The following is a 14,670-nucleotide window of genomic DNA, read 5'->3' on the forward strand; positions in this document are numbered from 1 at the left end:
GAATGCACGCGGCTTAATGTCGAGTCAGACCTTAATTCTAAGTAAATGCGCACATATTGCATAGCTGTTAGGTTCCAAATCGAAGTCATTGAGCGACATAAAGCCGCTCGCCATTGGCCCAAGTCTCGAAAATCGCCGTCGTCCGAATGTCTTGCGGTGACGACAGGAACGGATCGCGGTCGACCAGGATGAAGTCGGCGCGCTCGCCCGGCAGCAACCGACCGAAGCGCCCTTCGGCAAATCCCGCATAGGCTCCGCCTGAAGTAAAGGCGGCGAGCGCAGCCTCACGCGTGACGCTTTCCTGCGGCAGCCAGCCGCCGAAGGGTTCGCCATTCGCATCGGTCCGGCTGATAGCCGCTGCGAAGCCGGCAAAGGCGTCGGCGGGCTCGACCGGAGCGTCCGAACCGAACGCCAGCGGCGCGCCAGCCTCGGCAATGCTGTGCCATGCATAGGCGCCATCGAGGCGCTTGGGCCCCAGCCGGGCTTCCGCCATCAGCCGGTCGCTTGTCTGGTGGAGCGGCTGCATCGAGGCGATGATGCCGTGATGGCCGAACAGCGCGATATCGGCCGGGTCGACGATCTGTGCGTGTTCGATCCGCCAGCGACGGTCACCCAAATAGGATGAACTCAGTTCCTCGACCGCGTTGAGCACTTCCGCATTGGCGGCATCGCCGATCGCATGCACTGCTATCTGGAAGCCATCCATCGATGCCCGGCTCATCAGATTGCGCAGCTGGGCGGGGGAAAGAAGCGGCAGGCCCTTATGGGTCGGCTCGTCGTGATAGGGTTCCTTCAGCGTCGCGCCGCGCGAGCCGAGCGCGCCATCGAGATAGAGCTTGATCCCGTTGAGCCGCAGGCGGTCATCGTAAAGCCACGGGGTTGGTCCCGGCCCACCGATGATTTCCATCGATTGCGCGCTGTCGGCATAGGCCATGATCCGCAGCTTGAGCGTGCCATTGTCGCCGGCGCGGCGGAAAGTCTGCCAGTCCTCGATCGAGGTGCCCATGTCGGCGACAGCGGTGATTCCGTTCGCCAGAAGCGAATTCTGCGCCTTGCGCAAGGCGACATCGCGATCCGCCGGGCGCGGAGCAGGCACCACCGCGTTGACGAGCGTTTCGGCAGCATCGACGAACACGCCGGCCGGTTCGCGCGAGCCGGGTTTGCGGATGATGCGGCCGCCATTGGGGTCCTGCGTTGCCGCGGTGATCCCGGCGCGTTCCATCGCCAGGCTGTTGGCCCAGCTGGCATGCCCGTCGACGCGGCTCAGCCACACCGGCCGGTCCGACACAATGGCGTCGAGTTCGGCCGCGGTGGGAAAGCGAACCAGGCCCCACTTCTCCTGGTTCCAGCCGCGCCCTAGGATCCATGGGCGTCCCGGATTTTCCTCGGCAAAGCGCGCGATCGCCGCCAGCGCCTCTTCCAGCGAATTGGTGTTCGAGAGATCGAGCGTGAGCTGGCCGAAGCCGATTCCCATCACATGCACATGCGAATCGATCATGCCGGGCAGCATCACGCGGCCCTTGCCGTCGACGCGATAATCGATGCCTTCGGGCCGCTCGTCCCCTTGCTGGAGCAACGCACGGACGCGGCCATCGTCAGCGATAACCAGCGCATCGAACCGCGCGAGTTTGCCCGCTTCATCGATCGTGACGCCCTGGACATTGTCGACCAGCGTGTCCGCCGATGCGGGCACGGCCAGCATCGTGGCCGTTGCGACTGCGGCCATGGAAGCCAGGCTACGGATCATTTGTCATCTCCCTTGGGCAGGCGGGATACCAGCGCGCTCGTGTCGAGCCTGCCGCCGCCATTCGCCTGCACTTCTGCATAGAATTGATCGACCAACGCCGTGATGGGCGAGGACAGGCCCAGTCGCCGCGCTTCCGCAAGCGCATAGTTAAGGTCCTTGCGCATCCAGTCGATCGCAAAACCGAAATCGAACTTGTCCTGCACCATGGTGTGCCAGCGGTTCTCCATCTGCCAGCTGCGCGCTGCACCGCCGGAGATCGCTTCGAAAGTCTTGTCCATGTCCAGCCCGGCGGCGCTAGCCAGCCGGATCGCTTCGGAGAGTCCGCCCAGCACCCCTGCGATGCACATCTGGTTCGCCATTTTCGCGGTTTGTCCGGCACCAGCCGCACCAACATGCACTATCCTTGCAGCATAACAGTCCATCACCGGGGTCGCGAAGGCCATCGCTTCCGCGCTGCCGCCGCACATGATCGCCAGCGCACCGTTCTCGGCGCCGGCCTGTCCGCCGGAGACGGGGGCGTCGATCGCGGCGATCCCGCGCCGGTTGGCTTCGACATCGATCCGGCGGGCCATGTCGGCCGAAACGGTGGTGTGATCGACCAGCAGCGAGCCCGGCGCCATCGCATCGATCGCGCCATCGGGGCCAAGCAGGACCTCGGCCAGATCATCGTCATTGCCGACGCAAGTGAACACGATGTCCGCATCGCGCGCCGCCTCTGCCGGGCTGGGCGCGGTCGCCACTTCGAGCCCCAGATCGGCGCAGGCCTGTCGCCACGCCTCCGCGCGCGCCGGGGTGCGGTTGTATGCAGTCACCGAATAACCGGCGGCGGCGAGGTGGCGGGCCATGGGTGCGCCCATCACGCCGAGGCCGATAAAGGCGATTTTGGATTGGCTGCTCATGAAAATGGCGGGGTAATGCCAATTGGGCCGGGTGCAACCGCTTTTATCGGCGCATCAAGATTCATTGGCGTTGCCCTTGCCACCCCAACTGCCTATGCCCCGCGCCATGACGACCAAGCCGGCCTTTGCCAGTGACGATGCAGCGCGCGATGCGCTGACGATCGATGATGTTCGCGCCGCCGCCGCGCGGATCAAGGGTGCCGTGGTGCGCACCCCGATGATGCGTTCGCTCACACTGTCGCAGATCGCCGGGTGCGAGATCTGGCTCAAGTTCGAGAATTTGCAGTTCACTGCCGCCTATAAGGAGCGCGGCGCGCTCAATGCGTTGCTTCACCTGAGCGAGGAGCAGAAGCAGCGCGGCGTGATTGCTGCGTCGGCGGGCAATCACAGCCAGGGGCTGAGCTATCACGGAACGCGGCTGGGCGTGCCCGTCACCATCGTGATGCCGCGAACGACCCCCACGGTCAAAGTGATGCAGACCGAAAGCGTGGGCGGCAATGTCGTGCTCGAGGGCGAAACCTATGATGACGCCTATGCCTATGCGCGCCAGCTCGAGAAGGAACGCGGGCTCACTTTCATCCACCCCTTCGACGATCCGCTGGTCGCGGCGGGGCAAGGCACCGTCGGGCTCGAAATGCTCGAAGACGTGCCCGATCTCGACTGTATCGTCGTGCCGATCGGCGGCGGCGGCCTTATCTCCGGCATCGCCACGGTCGCCGATGCGATCAATCCCGCGATCGAGATGGTCGGCGTGCAGGCCGAGCTGTTCCCGTCGATGTATGCCCGGATCAAGGGCAAGGAGATGGATTGCGGCGGCGACACTCTGGCCGAAGGCATTGCGGTGAAGGCTCCGGGCGAATTCACTTCGCGCATCATCGCCAGCCTGGTCGACGATATCCTGCTGGTGGATGAGAAGGCGCTGGAAACGGCCGTCTCGCTGCTGTTGCAGATCGAAAAAACCGTGGTCGAAGGGGCGGGTGCGGCCGGGCTTGCGGCGGTGCTTGAGAATCCGGAGCGTTTCGCGGGCAAGAAAGTCGGGCTGGTGCTGTGCGGCGGCAATATCGACACGCGCCTGCTCGCCAATGTTTTGCTGCGCGATTTGGCCCGCCAGGGGCGCCTCGCCCGCCTGCGGATCACGCTGCAGGATCGCCCCGGTGCGCTGTTCAAGGTGATGCGCGAGTTCAACGAACACAACGTCAATATCATCGAGATCTACCACCAGCGGATTTTCACTTCGCTGCCGGCGAAGGGCCTGATCACGGACATCGAATGCGAGGCGCGCGACCGCAAACAGGTCGATGCATTGGTTAAGGCGCTGCGCAAGAAGGGCTATTCGGTCGACCTCGTCGAGCTCAACTGATCCCAAAAAAACGCGTTGTTGGGCGATTTTGGCGCCTGAAATGGCGATATTAACCATGCGGCATGGTTAAAGCCCTTTTACCGGCGGCCCTGAACAGGCATAACAAGGCCTTAACGCGCTCGAAGCGCGATTCCGCTGGTTGGACAAGGACTTTGGTAGACCCGTGACGGCGCCGATTCGCTTTCCCCGATTCTTCGTGACGAGTGCGGCGCCGTGCCCGTACCTGCCGGGGCGCAGCGAGCGGAAGGTATTCACGGAGCTGAAGGGCCCCCATGCGGAGCAGCTCAACGAAGCGCTCGGGCGGATCGGATTCCGCCGCAGCCAGACGGTTGCCTATCGCCCCAGCTGCCTCGATTGCCAGTCCTGCGTTTCAGTGCGCGTGGCCGCGCTCGACTTCGAACCTTCGAACACGCAGCGCCGCAATCTGCGCCGCAATGGCGACCTCAACGCGATCGAATGCCGCCCCTGGGCGACCGACGAGCAATTCGCGCTGTTGCGGCAGTATCTGGGTGAGCGCCATCCCGATGGCGGCATGGCGGCAATGGACGAGATGGATTTTGCCGACATGGTCGAGCATACGCCTGTCTCCAGCACCATGATCGAATATCGCGAAGTTACCTCGACCGGAGAGCCGGGTCGGCTTGTCGGCGCTTGCCTGACCGACCGGCAGAGCGACGGGCTGTCGATGATCTACAGCTTCTACGATGCGCACCATCCGATGCGCACGGGGCTGGGCAATTACATCATCCTCGATCACATCCGCCGCGCGGCGGCCGAAGGCCTGCCCTACGTCTATCTCGGCTATTGGGTCGAGGGATCGCCGCGGATGCAATACAAGGTGCGCTATCGCCCGCTCGAGAAGCTGACCCGTGACGGATGGGAACGAATTTCGCGCGAAGAGCAGGATGCGTTGATCGTCTCTGCCACCAAGCGCCGGAATCCGGTGCCCATTGCGAGCGGAAAGGATGGCCGGCAACCCCGCATCGGCACGAGCTGACACAATCCTTCCGCGTCCAGCCGTTCCCATTCTTGCACTGTGCCTGCTGGCGCAGCCCTTGGCGCTGGCCGCGCAGGAGCCGCCTGCATCGCCGCAGCTTGAAGATTTGATCCCTGAGACTGCGGTCGAGCAGCCCGAGCAATGGGCGACCGAGGGGACCGAGGCTTCTGCCGCTGAAACGAGCGAGCCGGACGAGGCGCCCGAAGCTCCCTTCGCTGAGCTCGAAATTCCCGCGCCGGGATCGCCGGAACTCGATCTTGACGCTTCGGCAGATACTGGAGTGGTTGAAGCTGCGGACGGGCCGCCTCCCTTTGCCGGGATCGCGGAATTGCAGCTGCCTCCCGCGCCAGAACTCGAGAATGTCCGGATCGATTCAGGACTGGAGCTCGCCTTCCCGGTCGACCGCGATGCCTTTCCCGATCGCAATGCGTTCATTTCGCGCTTCCGCGAGCTGCGCGAGGCAGAGCAGATCGGCAATGGCGCGGACAATGTTGCGCTCCGTGCCGCGCGGATCAGGGCCGATCGCGAACTGCTCGAACGCCAGCTTCGGGTCTATGGCTATTACGATGCGCGGGTCACGCGCAATCTCGACGAGCAGGCCGCTGCGGCAGAGGCGGCGGGCGAGAACCCGGTGGTCCGTTTCGCGATATTGCCGGGGCTGCGTTACAGCTTCGGCGCGATCGACCTGGGGCAGCTTGATACTGCGCCCGATTACCCCGGACTGCGCACCACCTTCGCCATCGCCAGCGGCGATCCCTTGCTGGCGGACCGGATCGTGGAACGCCGCAATGCCTTGGCCAGTGCGCTTGGCGAAAGCGGATATCCGTTCTCGCGCCTGAGCGAACCCCAATTGCTGATCGACCATGAACGCAGCGAGGGCGACCTCACGCTCACAGTCGAGCCGGGCGGCAAATATGTATTCGGCGAAGTGACCAGTAGCCAGCCTGACTTCCTCTCGAGCAAGCATCTCGCGCGGATTGCCCGGTTCGAGCCGGGCGAACTTTACCAGCGCAGCCTGGAACAGGATCTGCGCCAGGCGATCCAGGCCACCGGCGTGGTCTCTTCGGTCACGATCACCCCGCGCGAAATTTCGCCGCCGGTCGATGGCCAGCTGGGCGAGCTCGCGATGGATGTCGCAGTCGAGAAGGGCAAACTGCGCACCATCGCGGGAGCTATCGGTTATGGCTCGGAAGACGGGATCAAGGTCGAGGCGAGCTGGGAGCATCGCAATCTGTTCCCGCCCGAAGGTGCCTTGCGGATCCGCGGCATATTGGGAACTCGTGAAATGTTGGCCGGCATCGGATTTCGGCGGAACAATTTCCGCGGCCGCGACCAGCTGCTGACGCTCGACGCCTATACCAGCGACATCAGGACCGAAGCGGTCGAAGCGCGAACAGTGGGCCTGCGCGGCGCATTCGAGCGATATTCCAACCTGCTCTTCCAGAAGCCGTTCAGCTGGCAGGTGGGTGTTGAAACGATTTTCACCGACGAGCGCAACCGGGTGATCGGCGGGATCGAGCGCCCGCGGCAGGAATATCTCGTCGGCTCGCTCTTCGGTCGGGCAACGATCGACCAGAGCGACTCGCTGCTCGATCCGACCCATGGCTTCAGGGTCACCGCATTCCTCGCCCCCGAAATCTCGCGCACGCTGGGCGACGATACGACCTATTTGCGAAGCCAGCTCGATGCGAGTGTCTACCAGCCGGTGGGCAAGGGGCTGACACTCGCCGCGCGCGGGCGTTTTGCGACCATCCAGGGGGCTAAAACCTACCAGGTCGCACCTTCGCGGCGGCTCTATTCGGGCGGCGGTTCGTCGGTTCGCGGCTATGCCTATCAGGCAGTCGGCCCGCGCAACGATTTCGGCGAACCGACCGGCGGGCGCTCGCAAGTCGAGTTCTCCGCTGAAGCGCGGATCGACACCGGCCTGATGGGCGGTGCGGTGCAAGTGGTCCCGTTCTTCGACCTGGGCTCGGTCTCGATCGACCCCACGCCCGACTTCCGTTTCGTCAATTACGGCGTCGGGCTCGGGGTTCGGTACAAGACCGGCTTCGGCCCGATCCGTGTAGACCTGGGCATTCCGCTTAACCGTAACCCGATGTTCGACAGCTCGTTCGCGGTCTATGTTTCGCTGGGGCAGGCCTTCTGATGACAGAGGAGGCCTTGCCCGATGACGGACCCGATACGCCTGAGATTTCGCGGCGCCGGCGCTGGGCGAAACGGCTTGGCTGGGCGCTCGCGGCAGTTTTCGCGCCGCTGGTGCTGGCTTTCCTCGTGCTCAATTCGCCGATCGGCAAGCGCTTCATTGCGGACCAGATCGCTTCCTATGCCCCCGCATCGGGCCTGAAGATCGAGATTGGCCGGATCCAGGGCGACATCTATCGCGAGGCGATCCTGCACGATGTTGTGCTGTCCGATCCCAAGGGCAAATTCCTGACCATCCCCGTGGTCGAACTCGACTGGCGCCCGCTAAGCTGGATCCCCCGCGGGCTCGACATCCGCCATCTTGTGGCACGGCGCGGGCGGCTTGAGCGCCTGCCTGAACTGCTGCCGGGCGATCCGGACAAGCCGATCCTGCCCGATTTCGATATCCGCATCGATCGGTTCGAGATCGACAATCTCACGCTGGTGCCTGGCCTTGCCACGCCCGATGCGCAGCGAGTGGACCTTAGCGCGCATGCGAATATCCGTGACGGGCTGGTCGCGCTGGAAGTCGACGGGACATTCGGCAAGACCGACAAGCTCGAGCTGGCGCTTTACGCAGAGCCCGATGGCGACCGTTTCGATCTCGATCTCGACTATCGCGCGCCTGCGGGCGGCGTGGTGGCGGGGCTGGTCGGCGCAGAAGAGGGCTATACCGCGCGCATCCTTGGTGACGGAACCTGGCGCAACTGGCTGGGGCATGTGCTGGTCAAGCGCGGCGACGCGCGCCTTGCCGCCTTCCGGCTGACGCATCGTGCGGGTGATTTCGGACTGATCGGCGAAGCCTATGCCGCCGATGTCACGAGCGGCCTGCTGCAGCGCGCGCTCGGCAGCCGCACCGGGGTGATTATCTCGGGCACGTTCGAGGACAGCGAATTCGATGGCAAACTCTCGCTCGGCAGCGATGCATTGACGCTCAAGGGCGAGGGCGGAATCGACCTCGCCGACAACCGCTTCGATGATTTCGGCCTGGAAGCGGCGCTGCTTGATCCGGAAGTGTTCGGCGAAGGGGTTGCGCTCAGCAGCGCGAGCATGCGCGCGACCCTTGATGGCGGGTTCCGCGAGTTCACCATCGTACATGACATCACCGCCTCGGAACTGATGCTGGGCGAAATCCGCACCATCGGCTTGCGGCAGGAAGGCACCGGGCGGCTTGACGAGGGAACGCTGCGCATCCCGCTCAAGCTGGCGCTGGGCCAGATCGAGACCGGCAGCGAGATCGTGGACAAGGAGCTCATCTCGGGGCGCATCGGCGGCGAGTTGACCTATGGTGGCGGGCGGATACGCGCCAATCCCTTGCAGGTCGCATTCCCGCGTCTCTCGGGGCAGCTCACGCTCGATGCCGATCCTGTTGCAGGCAGCCTGCGGCTTGCCGGGCCTGCACGTCTCAATCCGACCACGATTGACAGTCTCGGCACAGCCCGGGCCGACACGCGGCTCGACTTCGCTTTGGCCAGCGGCAAGCCATGGACGCTGAGCGGCCAGATCGACGGGACGCTCTCGGCGCTGTCCAACTCGACGCTTGCGGGCATTGTGGGCGATCCGATCTCGATCAGGACCGGCTTTGCGGTGGAGGCGGGCGCACCCGTTCGCTTCGACGAGTTCACGCTCGCTTCCGGCCAGCTGGAGATGGCGGGCGCGGCGCAATGGAGCGAAACGGGTTTCACCTTTGATGCGCGCGGCGCGCACACGACCTATGGCGAATTCACGCTCGACGCCGCGATCGAGGAGGGCGGGCCGCGTGCGGTGCTGGCGCTGGCCAGTCCCTTGCCCGCGGCAGGGCTCGAAGATGTGCGGCTGACGCTTGCCCCGGCCGGTGACGATTACCGCATCGATGCTTCGGGCAATTCGCTGCTGGGCGAATTCGTCGGAATCCTGCGGCTGGCGATCCCCGAGCGCAGGCCCGCCACCATCGATGTCGAGCGGTTGCGCATTTGGCAGACGCTGGTCGAAGGCAGGCTGGCCTTCGAGCAAGGCGGAGCGCGCGGCAGGCTGGAGCTGGATGGTGGCGGCCTTTCGGGCAATGTCGCCTTTGCCCCGAATTCGGGCGGACAGGGTATCTCCGCGGAGATAGCAGCAGACCGCGCCACTTTCGGCGGCGGGACGCCGATCGACCTCGGGCAGGCGCGGCTCTCGCTCGATGGCACTTTCGGCAAGGGTGCCAGCCGCATCCGTGGCGATTTGAGCGGCAGGGGGCTGCGTTATGGCCAGCTGTTCCTCGGCAGGATCGCGGCCCATGCCGAACTCGCCGATGGAGCGGGCAAGGTCAGCGCTTCGATCATCGGCCGCCAAGTCGAACGTTTCAGCCTGCAGCTAGATGGCGACATAGCCCCCGGCCGGATCGCTGCGATCGCGCGCGGCAATTATGCCGGCACTCCGATCTCGATGCCGCGCCGCGCGGTCTTCACGCGCATTGGCGATACCGGCTGGCGGCTTGCCCCGGCGCAATTGCGCGTGGGCGAGGGGCAGGCTGGCGTTTCGGGCGAATTCGGCGGCGCGCGGACCGCGCTTGAACTGAAATTGTCCAAGATCCCACTCAGCCTTGGCGATTTGGTCGTGCGCGACCTTGGCCTTGGTGGAACCGCTTCGGGCATCGTCGCCTATGAGGACCAGCCGGGCAGGGCGCTGACCGCCGATGTCCGGGTCAAGGTGGAAGGGCTGACGCGGTCGGGCCTGCTGCTCGCGTCGCGCCCGGTCGACCTGTCGCTGGTGGGCAGCCTTGGCCAGAACGAACTCGAAGCGAAGGCGGTGTTCGCGGTACGCGAGGAGCGCCTGGGATGGATGCAGGCGCGCATCACGGGCATGGCTCCGTCAGGCGAGCTTTACGAACGGCTCCAACGCGGCGCGCTCTCTGCAGACATGCGCTTCGACGGCCCGGCGGAGGCAATCTGGCGGCTGGCGGCGGTCGATGCGATCGACCTCTCGGGTCCGGTTGCGATCCGCGCGAGGGCGAGCGGGACACTGGCCGAGCCAAGGGTGCGCGGCACCGTGACGAGCAGCGATTTGCGCGTGCGCAGCGTGCTTTCCGGAACCGATTTGCGCAATGCCAGCGTGTCGGGCGATTTCGAAGGCTCGCGGCTGTTCCTGCGGCGCTTCGCCGGGAAAGCAGCCGGCGGTGGCACGATCACCGGCAGCGGGACGATCGACCTCGCCGATATGGAGCCCGGGCGCGGGCCGAAGCTCGATTTGCGTGCGGCGGCAGACAAGGCGCGGTTGGTCGATGCGCGGGGCCTGCGCGCCACTGTGACCGGCCCGCTGCGGATCGTCTCTTCCGGCAATGGCGGCACGATCGCCGGGCGGCTCGAAGTCGACCAGGCCGGCTGGCAGCTGGGCAAGGCCGACGAAACGGTCGCCTTGCCCGAGATTGCCACGCGCGAGATCAATCTGTCTCCCGAGATCGCCCCGATCACCAAGCCCGCTTCACCGTGGCGCTATCTGATCGACGCGCGGGCGCGCAACGGCATCGCGGTCGACGGCATGGGCCTCGACAGCGAATGGCGCGGCGACATCGTCCTGCGCGGGACGACCGCCGATCCGCGTATCGGGGGCGAGGCGCAGGTGGTGCGCGGGACCTACACTTTCGCAGGCACCAGTTTCGAGCTTACTCGCGGGCGGATCGACTTCGACGTCGATGCACCGATCGACCCGCAGCTCGACATTGTCGCCGAAACCGAACGCGATGGGCTCAACGTCACCGTCAACGTGCGCGGCAAGGCGCTGACGCCCGAGATCACCTTCGCTTCGGACCCTGCGCTGCCCGAAGAGGAAATCCTCGCGCGGCTGCTGTTCGGCGGATCGATCACTACGCTTTCGCCGACCGACGCGCTGCAACTCGGCGCTGCACTGGCCAGCCTGCGCGGCGGCGGCGGCATGGACCCGATCAACAAGCTGCGCAGCGCGATCGGGCTCGACCGCTTGCGCATCGTTGGCGCCGATCCGGTGCTGGGCCGCGAAACCGGGGTCGCGCTTGGCGAAAACCTCGGGCGCGATTTCTATGTCGAGCTGATCACCGACGGGCGCGGCTATAGCGCGACCCAGCTCGAATTCCGCGTGACCTCTTGGCTGTCGCTGCTCGGATCGGTCTCGACGCTGGGCCGCAATAGCGCGGTGGTGGAAGTCAGCCGCGACTACTGACCTGGCGCTTCATCAACCGCGGGCATAGACCCGCGCTTCGGCCTGTCGGCGGCGCACCAGCCCCTTGAGCACGCGGCCCCCGGCGCGGTTCCAGCGCGAAAATTCCTCCACCGCTGCAACATGGTCGCCTGCACAGTGCCGCTCGGTCAGCGTCGCACGGGCGATCGCGCCGGTGTTGTAGTGAAAACTGACGAGCGCATCGAACTGCGCCTGCGTAGTCGCGGCATTGCCCAAAGCCTTCGCCACATCGGCGGCGTGGCGTTTGACGTCCTGCATCAGACGCGCATCGCATTGTTCCTGTGTCCAGACGGTGCCGGGGCCGATGTCCGGCCCGGTCGCGCCCCAGCCGATCGTCCAGGGCGCGCCGCCGGTGCCGGGATCGGGATAGGCCTCGACCAGTCCGTCAGGCCGCAGCGATGCGCAGCCTTCGAAACGCTTGATCAATTCGAATGCTTGCGAACCGGGATTGAGCGCTGCTGCTGGCTGAAGCGCGCCGCAGGCCGCGTCGATCGCGCGGTCGATCCGTTCGACTTCGGACTGGCGGAAACCGCGGCCCAACAGGTCGCGGACGGTGTCGAAAACGGGTTTGCGTGTCATGCCTGATGCCTCGGTTCGGGGATGGGAGGCGCAGGCATTAGGCACAATCGCGGGGAGTAGGAAAATGGTTTCGCGCGAATTGGCGGGCTCGCGCCTTGGGAAGCCGCTGTCCGTTATGCGGCGGCCCAGCCAGCCTGCAGCACCATCACGCACATGGCGATCAGGATGACCGAGCCGATCGTCCAGAAGGTCGCGCGGATGTCGTGAACCTGTGCGCTGGCATAGGCCAGGAAATGCAGCACGCGTGAGATGACATAGCCGTAGAACAGCCATTGCGCGAGCGCGAGCGACGGGTCGGTCATCACGAACAGCAGCCCGATGATGCCGAAGAACGGCAGGTTCTCGAGGTGGTTCTGCATGATCCGGCGATAGCGCTCGACCTGCTCGTTCGGAGCGGTCTGGTCCGCATTGGGAGCGGGGTTGATCGGCGTTTTGCGCATGTCTTCAGGAGCGCGGAATCCGCCTTTGACCCGCAGCATCTGGATCACCGTGAGCCACGCGGTCGCGATCCCAAGCAGGATCATCAGCGACACGGAGACGGCATAGGTCGCAAAGACCGGATTGTTCAGGCTGAGCATTTCCATTTCACGGCTCCCGGCAGCTGCCCAAAGGATGCGCCCGTTTGATGGGCGAGGCAAGGGCGCGCCCTGCCGGGCAGCGAACGCAAGCAAAAGGGGCGCCCGGATCGCTCCGGACGCCCCCTGCATCGCTTGATCGCTGGAGGACGGATCAGGCGCTGTAATACATGTCGTACTCGACCGGGCTCGGAGTCGTTTCCCAACGGCTCACTTCGTCCCACTTGAGTTCGATATAGGCTTCGATCTGGTCCTTCGAGAACACGTCGCCCTTGAGCAGGAAGTCGTGGTCGGCCGACAGAGATTCGAGCGCTTCGCGCAGCGAACCGCAAACGGTCGGCACTTCGGCCAGTTCGGCCGGCGGCAGGTCGTAGAGGTTCTTGTCCATCGCTTCGCCCGGATGGATCTTGTTCTGGATCCCGTCGAGGCCCGCCATCAGCAGCGCGGCATAGGCGAGATAGGGATTGGCCATCGCATCGGGGAAGCGGAACTCGACGCGCTTCGCCTTGTCGCCCGCACCGTATGGGATGCGGCACGAAGCCGAGCGGTTGCGGGCCGAATAGGCGAGCAGCACCGGAGCTTCGAAGCCCGGCACCAGCCGCTTGTAGCTGTTGGTGGTCGGGTTGGTGAAGGCGTTCAGCGCCTTGGCATGCTTGATCACGCCGCCGATGTAATAGAGGCAGTTTTCCGACAGGCCGGCATAGCCATTGCCTGCGAAGGTCGGCTTGCCGTCCTTCCACAGCGACATGTGGGTGTGCATGCCGCTGCCGTTATCTTCCTTGATCGGCTTGGGCATGAAGGTTGCGGTCTTGCCATAGGCCTGGGCGACCATGTGCACGACATATTTGTAGATCTGCATGCGGTCGGCGGTTTGCACCAGCGTGCCGTAGGTCAGGCCCAGCTCGTGCTGTGCCGCGGCCACTTCGTGGTGATGCTTGTCGCAGGGCAGGCCCATTTCGAGCATGGTCGTGACCATCTCGCCGCGGATATCCATGCAGCTGTCGACCGGGGCGACGGGGAAATAGCCGCCCTTGGCGCGCGGACGGTGGGCAAGGTTGCCCGCCTCATATTCCTTGCCGGTGTTGGTCGGCAGTTCGATGTCGTCGATCGCGAAGCCCGATCCGGCATAGCCGTCTTCGAAACGCACGTCGTCGAACATGAAGAATTCGGCTTCGGGGCCGACGAACACGGTGTCGCCCGCGCCGGTGGTCTGGAGATAGGCTTCGGCGCGCTTCGCGGTCGAGCGCGGATCGCGCGCGTAGAGATCGCCGGTCGAAGGCTCGACGATGTCGCAGAAGATGATCATCATCGGCGTGGCGCTGAACGGATCGATATAGACGCTATCGAGGTCCGGCTTCAGGATCATGTCGGATTCGTTGATGACCTTCCAGCCGGCGATCGACGAACCGTCGAACATCAGCCCGTCTTCAAGCTCGTCTTCGCCCATGACGCCGGCGCACATGGTGAGGTGCTGCCACTTGCCCTTGGGATCGGTGAAGCGCAGGTCGACCCATTCGATCTCATTGTCCTTGATCGTCTTGAGGACGTCTTTCGCCTTGCTCATTTGTGTATGCCTCCAGCTGGTCTTGGTGGGTGCCCGGTGTTGCCTTGCTTGCGGGCGGGTTGTTCGTTGCGGTGTCAGGTCGGGCCGGATGCCCGAAATGCCCCGCGTCAGATTGCGTCGTCGTCGCGCTCCCCGGTGCGGATGCGCAGCGCGCTTTCGATGGTCGAAACGAAAATCTTGCCGTCGCCGATGCGCCCGGTCTGCGCGGCGGCGGCGATTGCCTCCACGACGCGTTCGGCCACGGCGTCGCTCACCACCACCTCAAGCTTCACCTTGGGCAGGAAGTCGACGACATATTCGGCGCCGCGATAGAGCTCGGTATGGCCCTTCTGGCGCCCGAAGCCCTTGGCTTCGGTCACGGTGATACCTGACACGCCGATCTCGTGCAGCGCTTCCTTCACCTCGTCGAGCTTGAAGGGTTTGATGATCGCTTCGATCTTTTTCACGGTTAGCTTGGCCCCTGCCGCTATTGTCCGGCGCGAGGCCGCTTCCGCTTTGATGCAGGAGCGTTTCGGCCGGACAGACAATTTACTGCCATATCCAAAACAAGAATCGTGCCAATCGCGCGACAAAGGGGCAGGCATGGTGGGATGCGGGG

The 14,670-nt window shown here is 64.6% G+C and carries 10 protein-coding genes; 4 read left to right on the top strand and 6 right to left on the bottom strand.

The annotated features are described in order from the left end of the window. Nucleotides 1–85 precede the first annotated feature (85 nt). Nucleotides 86–1,747, bottom strand: coding sequence for an amidohydrolase (locus ACUJ47_RS00180; RefSeq protein ID WP_445536465.1), 1,662 nt, complete (start codon nucleotides 1,745–1,747; stop codon nucleotides 86–88). Beyond that, nucleotides 1,744–2,646, bottom strand: a complete 903-nt coding sequence (locus ACUJ47_RS00185; protein WP_445536466.1) for an NAD(P)-dependent oxidoreductase — start codon at nucleotides 2,644–2,646, stop codon at nucleotides 1,744–1,746. Before ACUJ47_RS00185 ends, ACUJ47_RS00180 begins: the two co-directional genes overlap by 4 nt. A 106-nt stretch (nucleotides 2,647–2,752) precedes the next feature. Between ACUJ47_RS00185 and ACUJ47_RS00190 the strand changes: the two genes are divergently transcribed. The 4 genes from ACUJ47_RS00190 to ACUJ47_RS00205 all read left to right on the top strand — a co-directional run bounded on the left by ACUJ47_RS00190 (nucleotide 2,753) and on the right by ACUJ47_RS00205 (nucleotide 11,336). After that, on the top strand, nucleotides 2,753–4,006 hold the full coding sequence (locus tag ACUJ47_RS00190; protein ID WP_445536467.1) for a threonine ammonia-lyase: 1,254 nt from the start codon (nucleotides 2,753–2,755) through the stop codon (nucleotides 4,004–4,006). Nucleotides 4,007–4,169: 163 nt separating this feature from the next. Next, nucleotides 4,170–5,003: an arginyltransferase gene (locus tag ACUJ47_RS00195; protein WP_445536468.1), complete on the top strand. Its 834-nt coding sequence runs from the start codon at nucleotides 4,170–4,172 to the stop codon at nucleotides 5,001–5,003. Beyond that, on the top strand, nucleotides 4,972–7,149 hold the full coding sequence (locus ACUJ47_RS00200; RefSeq protein WP_445536469.1) for an autotransporter assembly complex protein TamA: 2,178 nt from the start codon (nucleotides 4,972–4,974) through the stop codon (nucleotides 7,147–7,149). Before ACUJ47_RS00195 ends, ACUJ47_RS00200 begins: the two co-directional genes overlap by 32 nt. After that, entirely contained in the window at nucleotides 7,149–11,336 is a 4,188-nt protein-coding gene (locus ACUJ47_RS00205; RefSeq protein WP_445536470.1) for a translocation/assembly module TamB domain-containing protein, read from the top strand. The genes ACUJ47_RS00200 and ACUJ47_RS00205 overlap by 1 nt, the downstream gene beginning before the upstream one ends. A gap of 12 nt (nucleotides 11,337–11,348) precedes the next feature. On the opposite strand, the gene ACUJ47_RS00210 is transcribed toward ACUJ47_RS00205, so the two are convergent. From ACUJ47_RS00210 to ACUJ47_RS00225, 4 genes are all read right to left on the bottom strand, one after another. After that, nucleotides 11,349–11,933, bottom strand: coding sequence for a lysozyme (locus ACUJ47_RS00210; RefSeq protein WP_445536471.1), 585 nt, complete (start codon nucleotides 11,931–11,933; stop codon nucleotides 11,349–11,351). 113 nt (nucleotides 11,934–12,046) lie between these two features. Then, nucleotides 12,047–12,517, bottom strand: a complete 471-nt coding sequence (locus ACUJ47_RS00215) for an MAPEG family protein (protein ID WP_445536472.1) — start codon at nucleotides 12,515–12,517, stop codon at nucleotides 12,047–12,049. A gap of 145 nt (nucleotides 12,518–12,662) precedes the next feature. Beyond that, entirely contained in the window at nucleotides 12,663–14,072 is a 1,410-nt protein-coding gene (glnA, locus tag ACUJ47_RS00220) for a type I glutamate--ammonia ligase (RefSeq protein ID WP_445536473.1), read from the bottom strand. A gap of 107 nt (nucleotides 14,073–14,179) precedes the next feature. Continuing rightward, nucleotides 14,180–14,518 (bottom strand): P-II family nitrogen regulator, encoded by a 339-nt coding sequence (locus ACUJ47_RS00225; protein WP_354144463.1) that lies wholly within the window; start codon nucleotides 14,516–14,518, stop codon nucleotides 14,180–14,182. Nucleotides 14,519–14,670: the final 152 nt, after the last annotated feature.

It is taken from the genome of Altererythrobacter sp. Z27 (genome assembly GCF_052683155.1).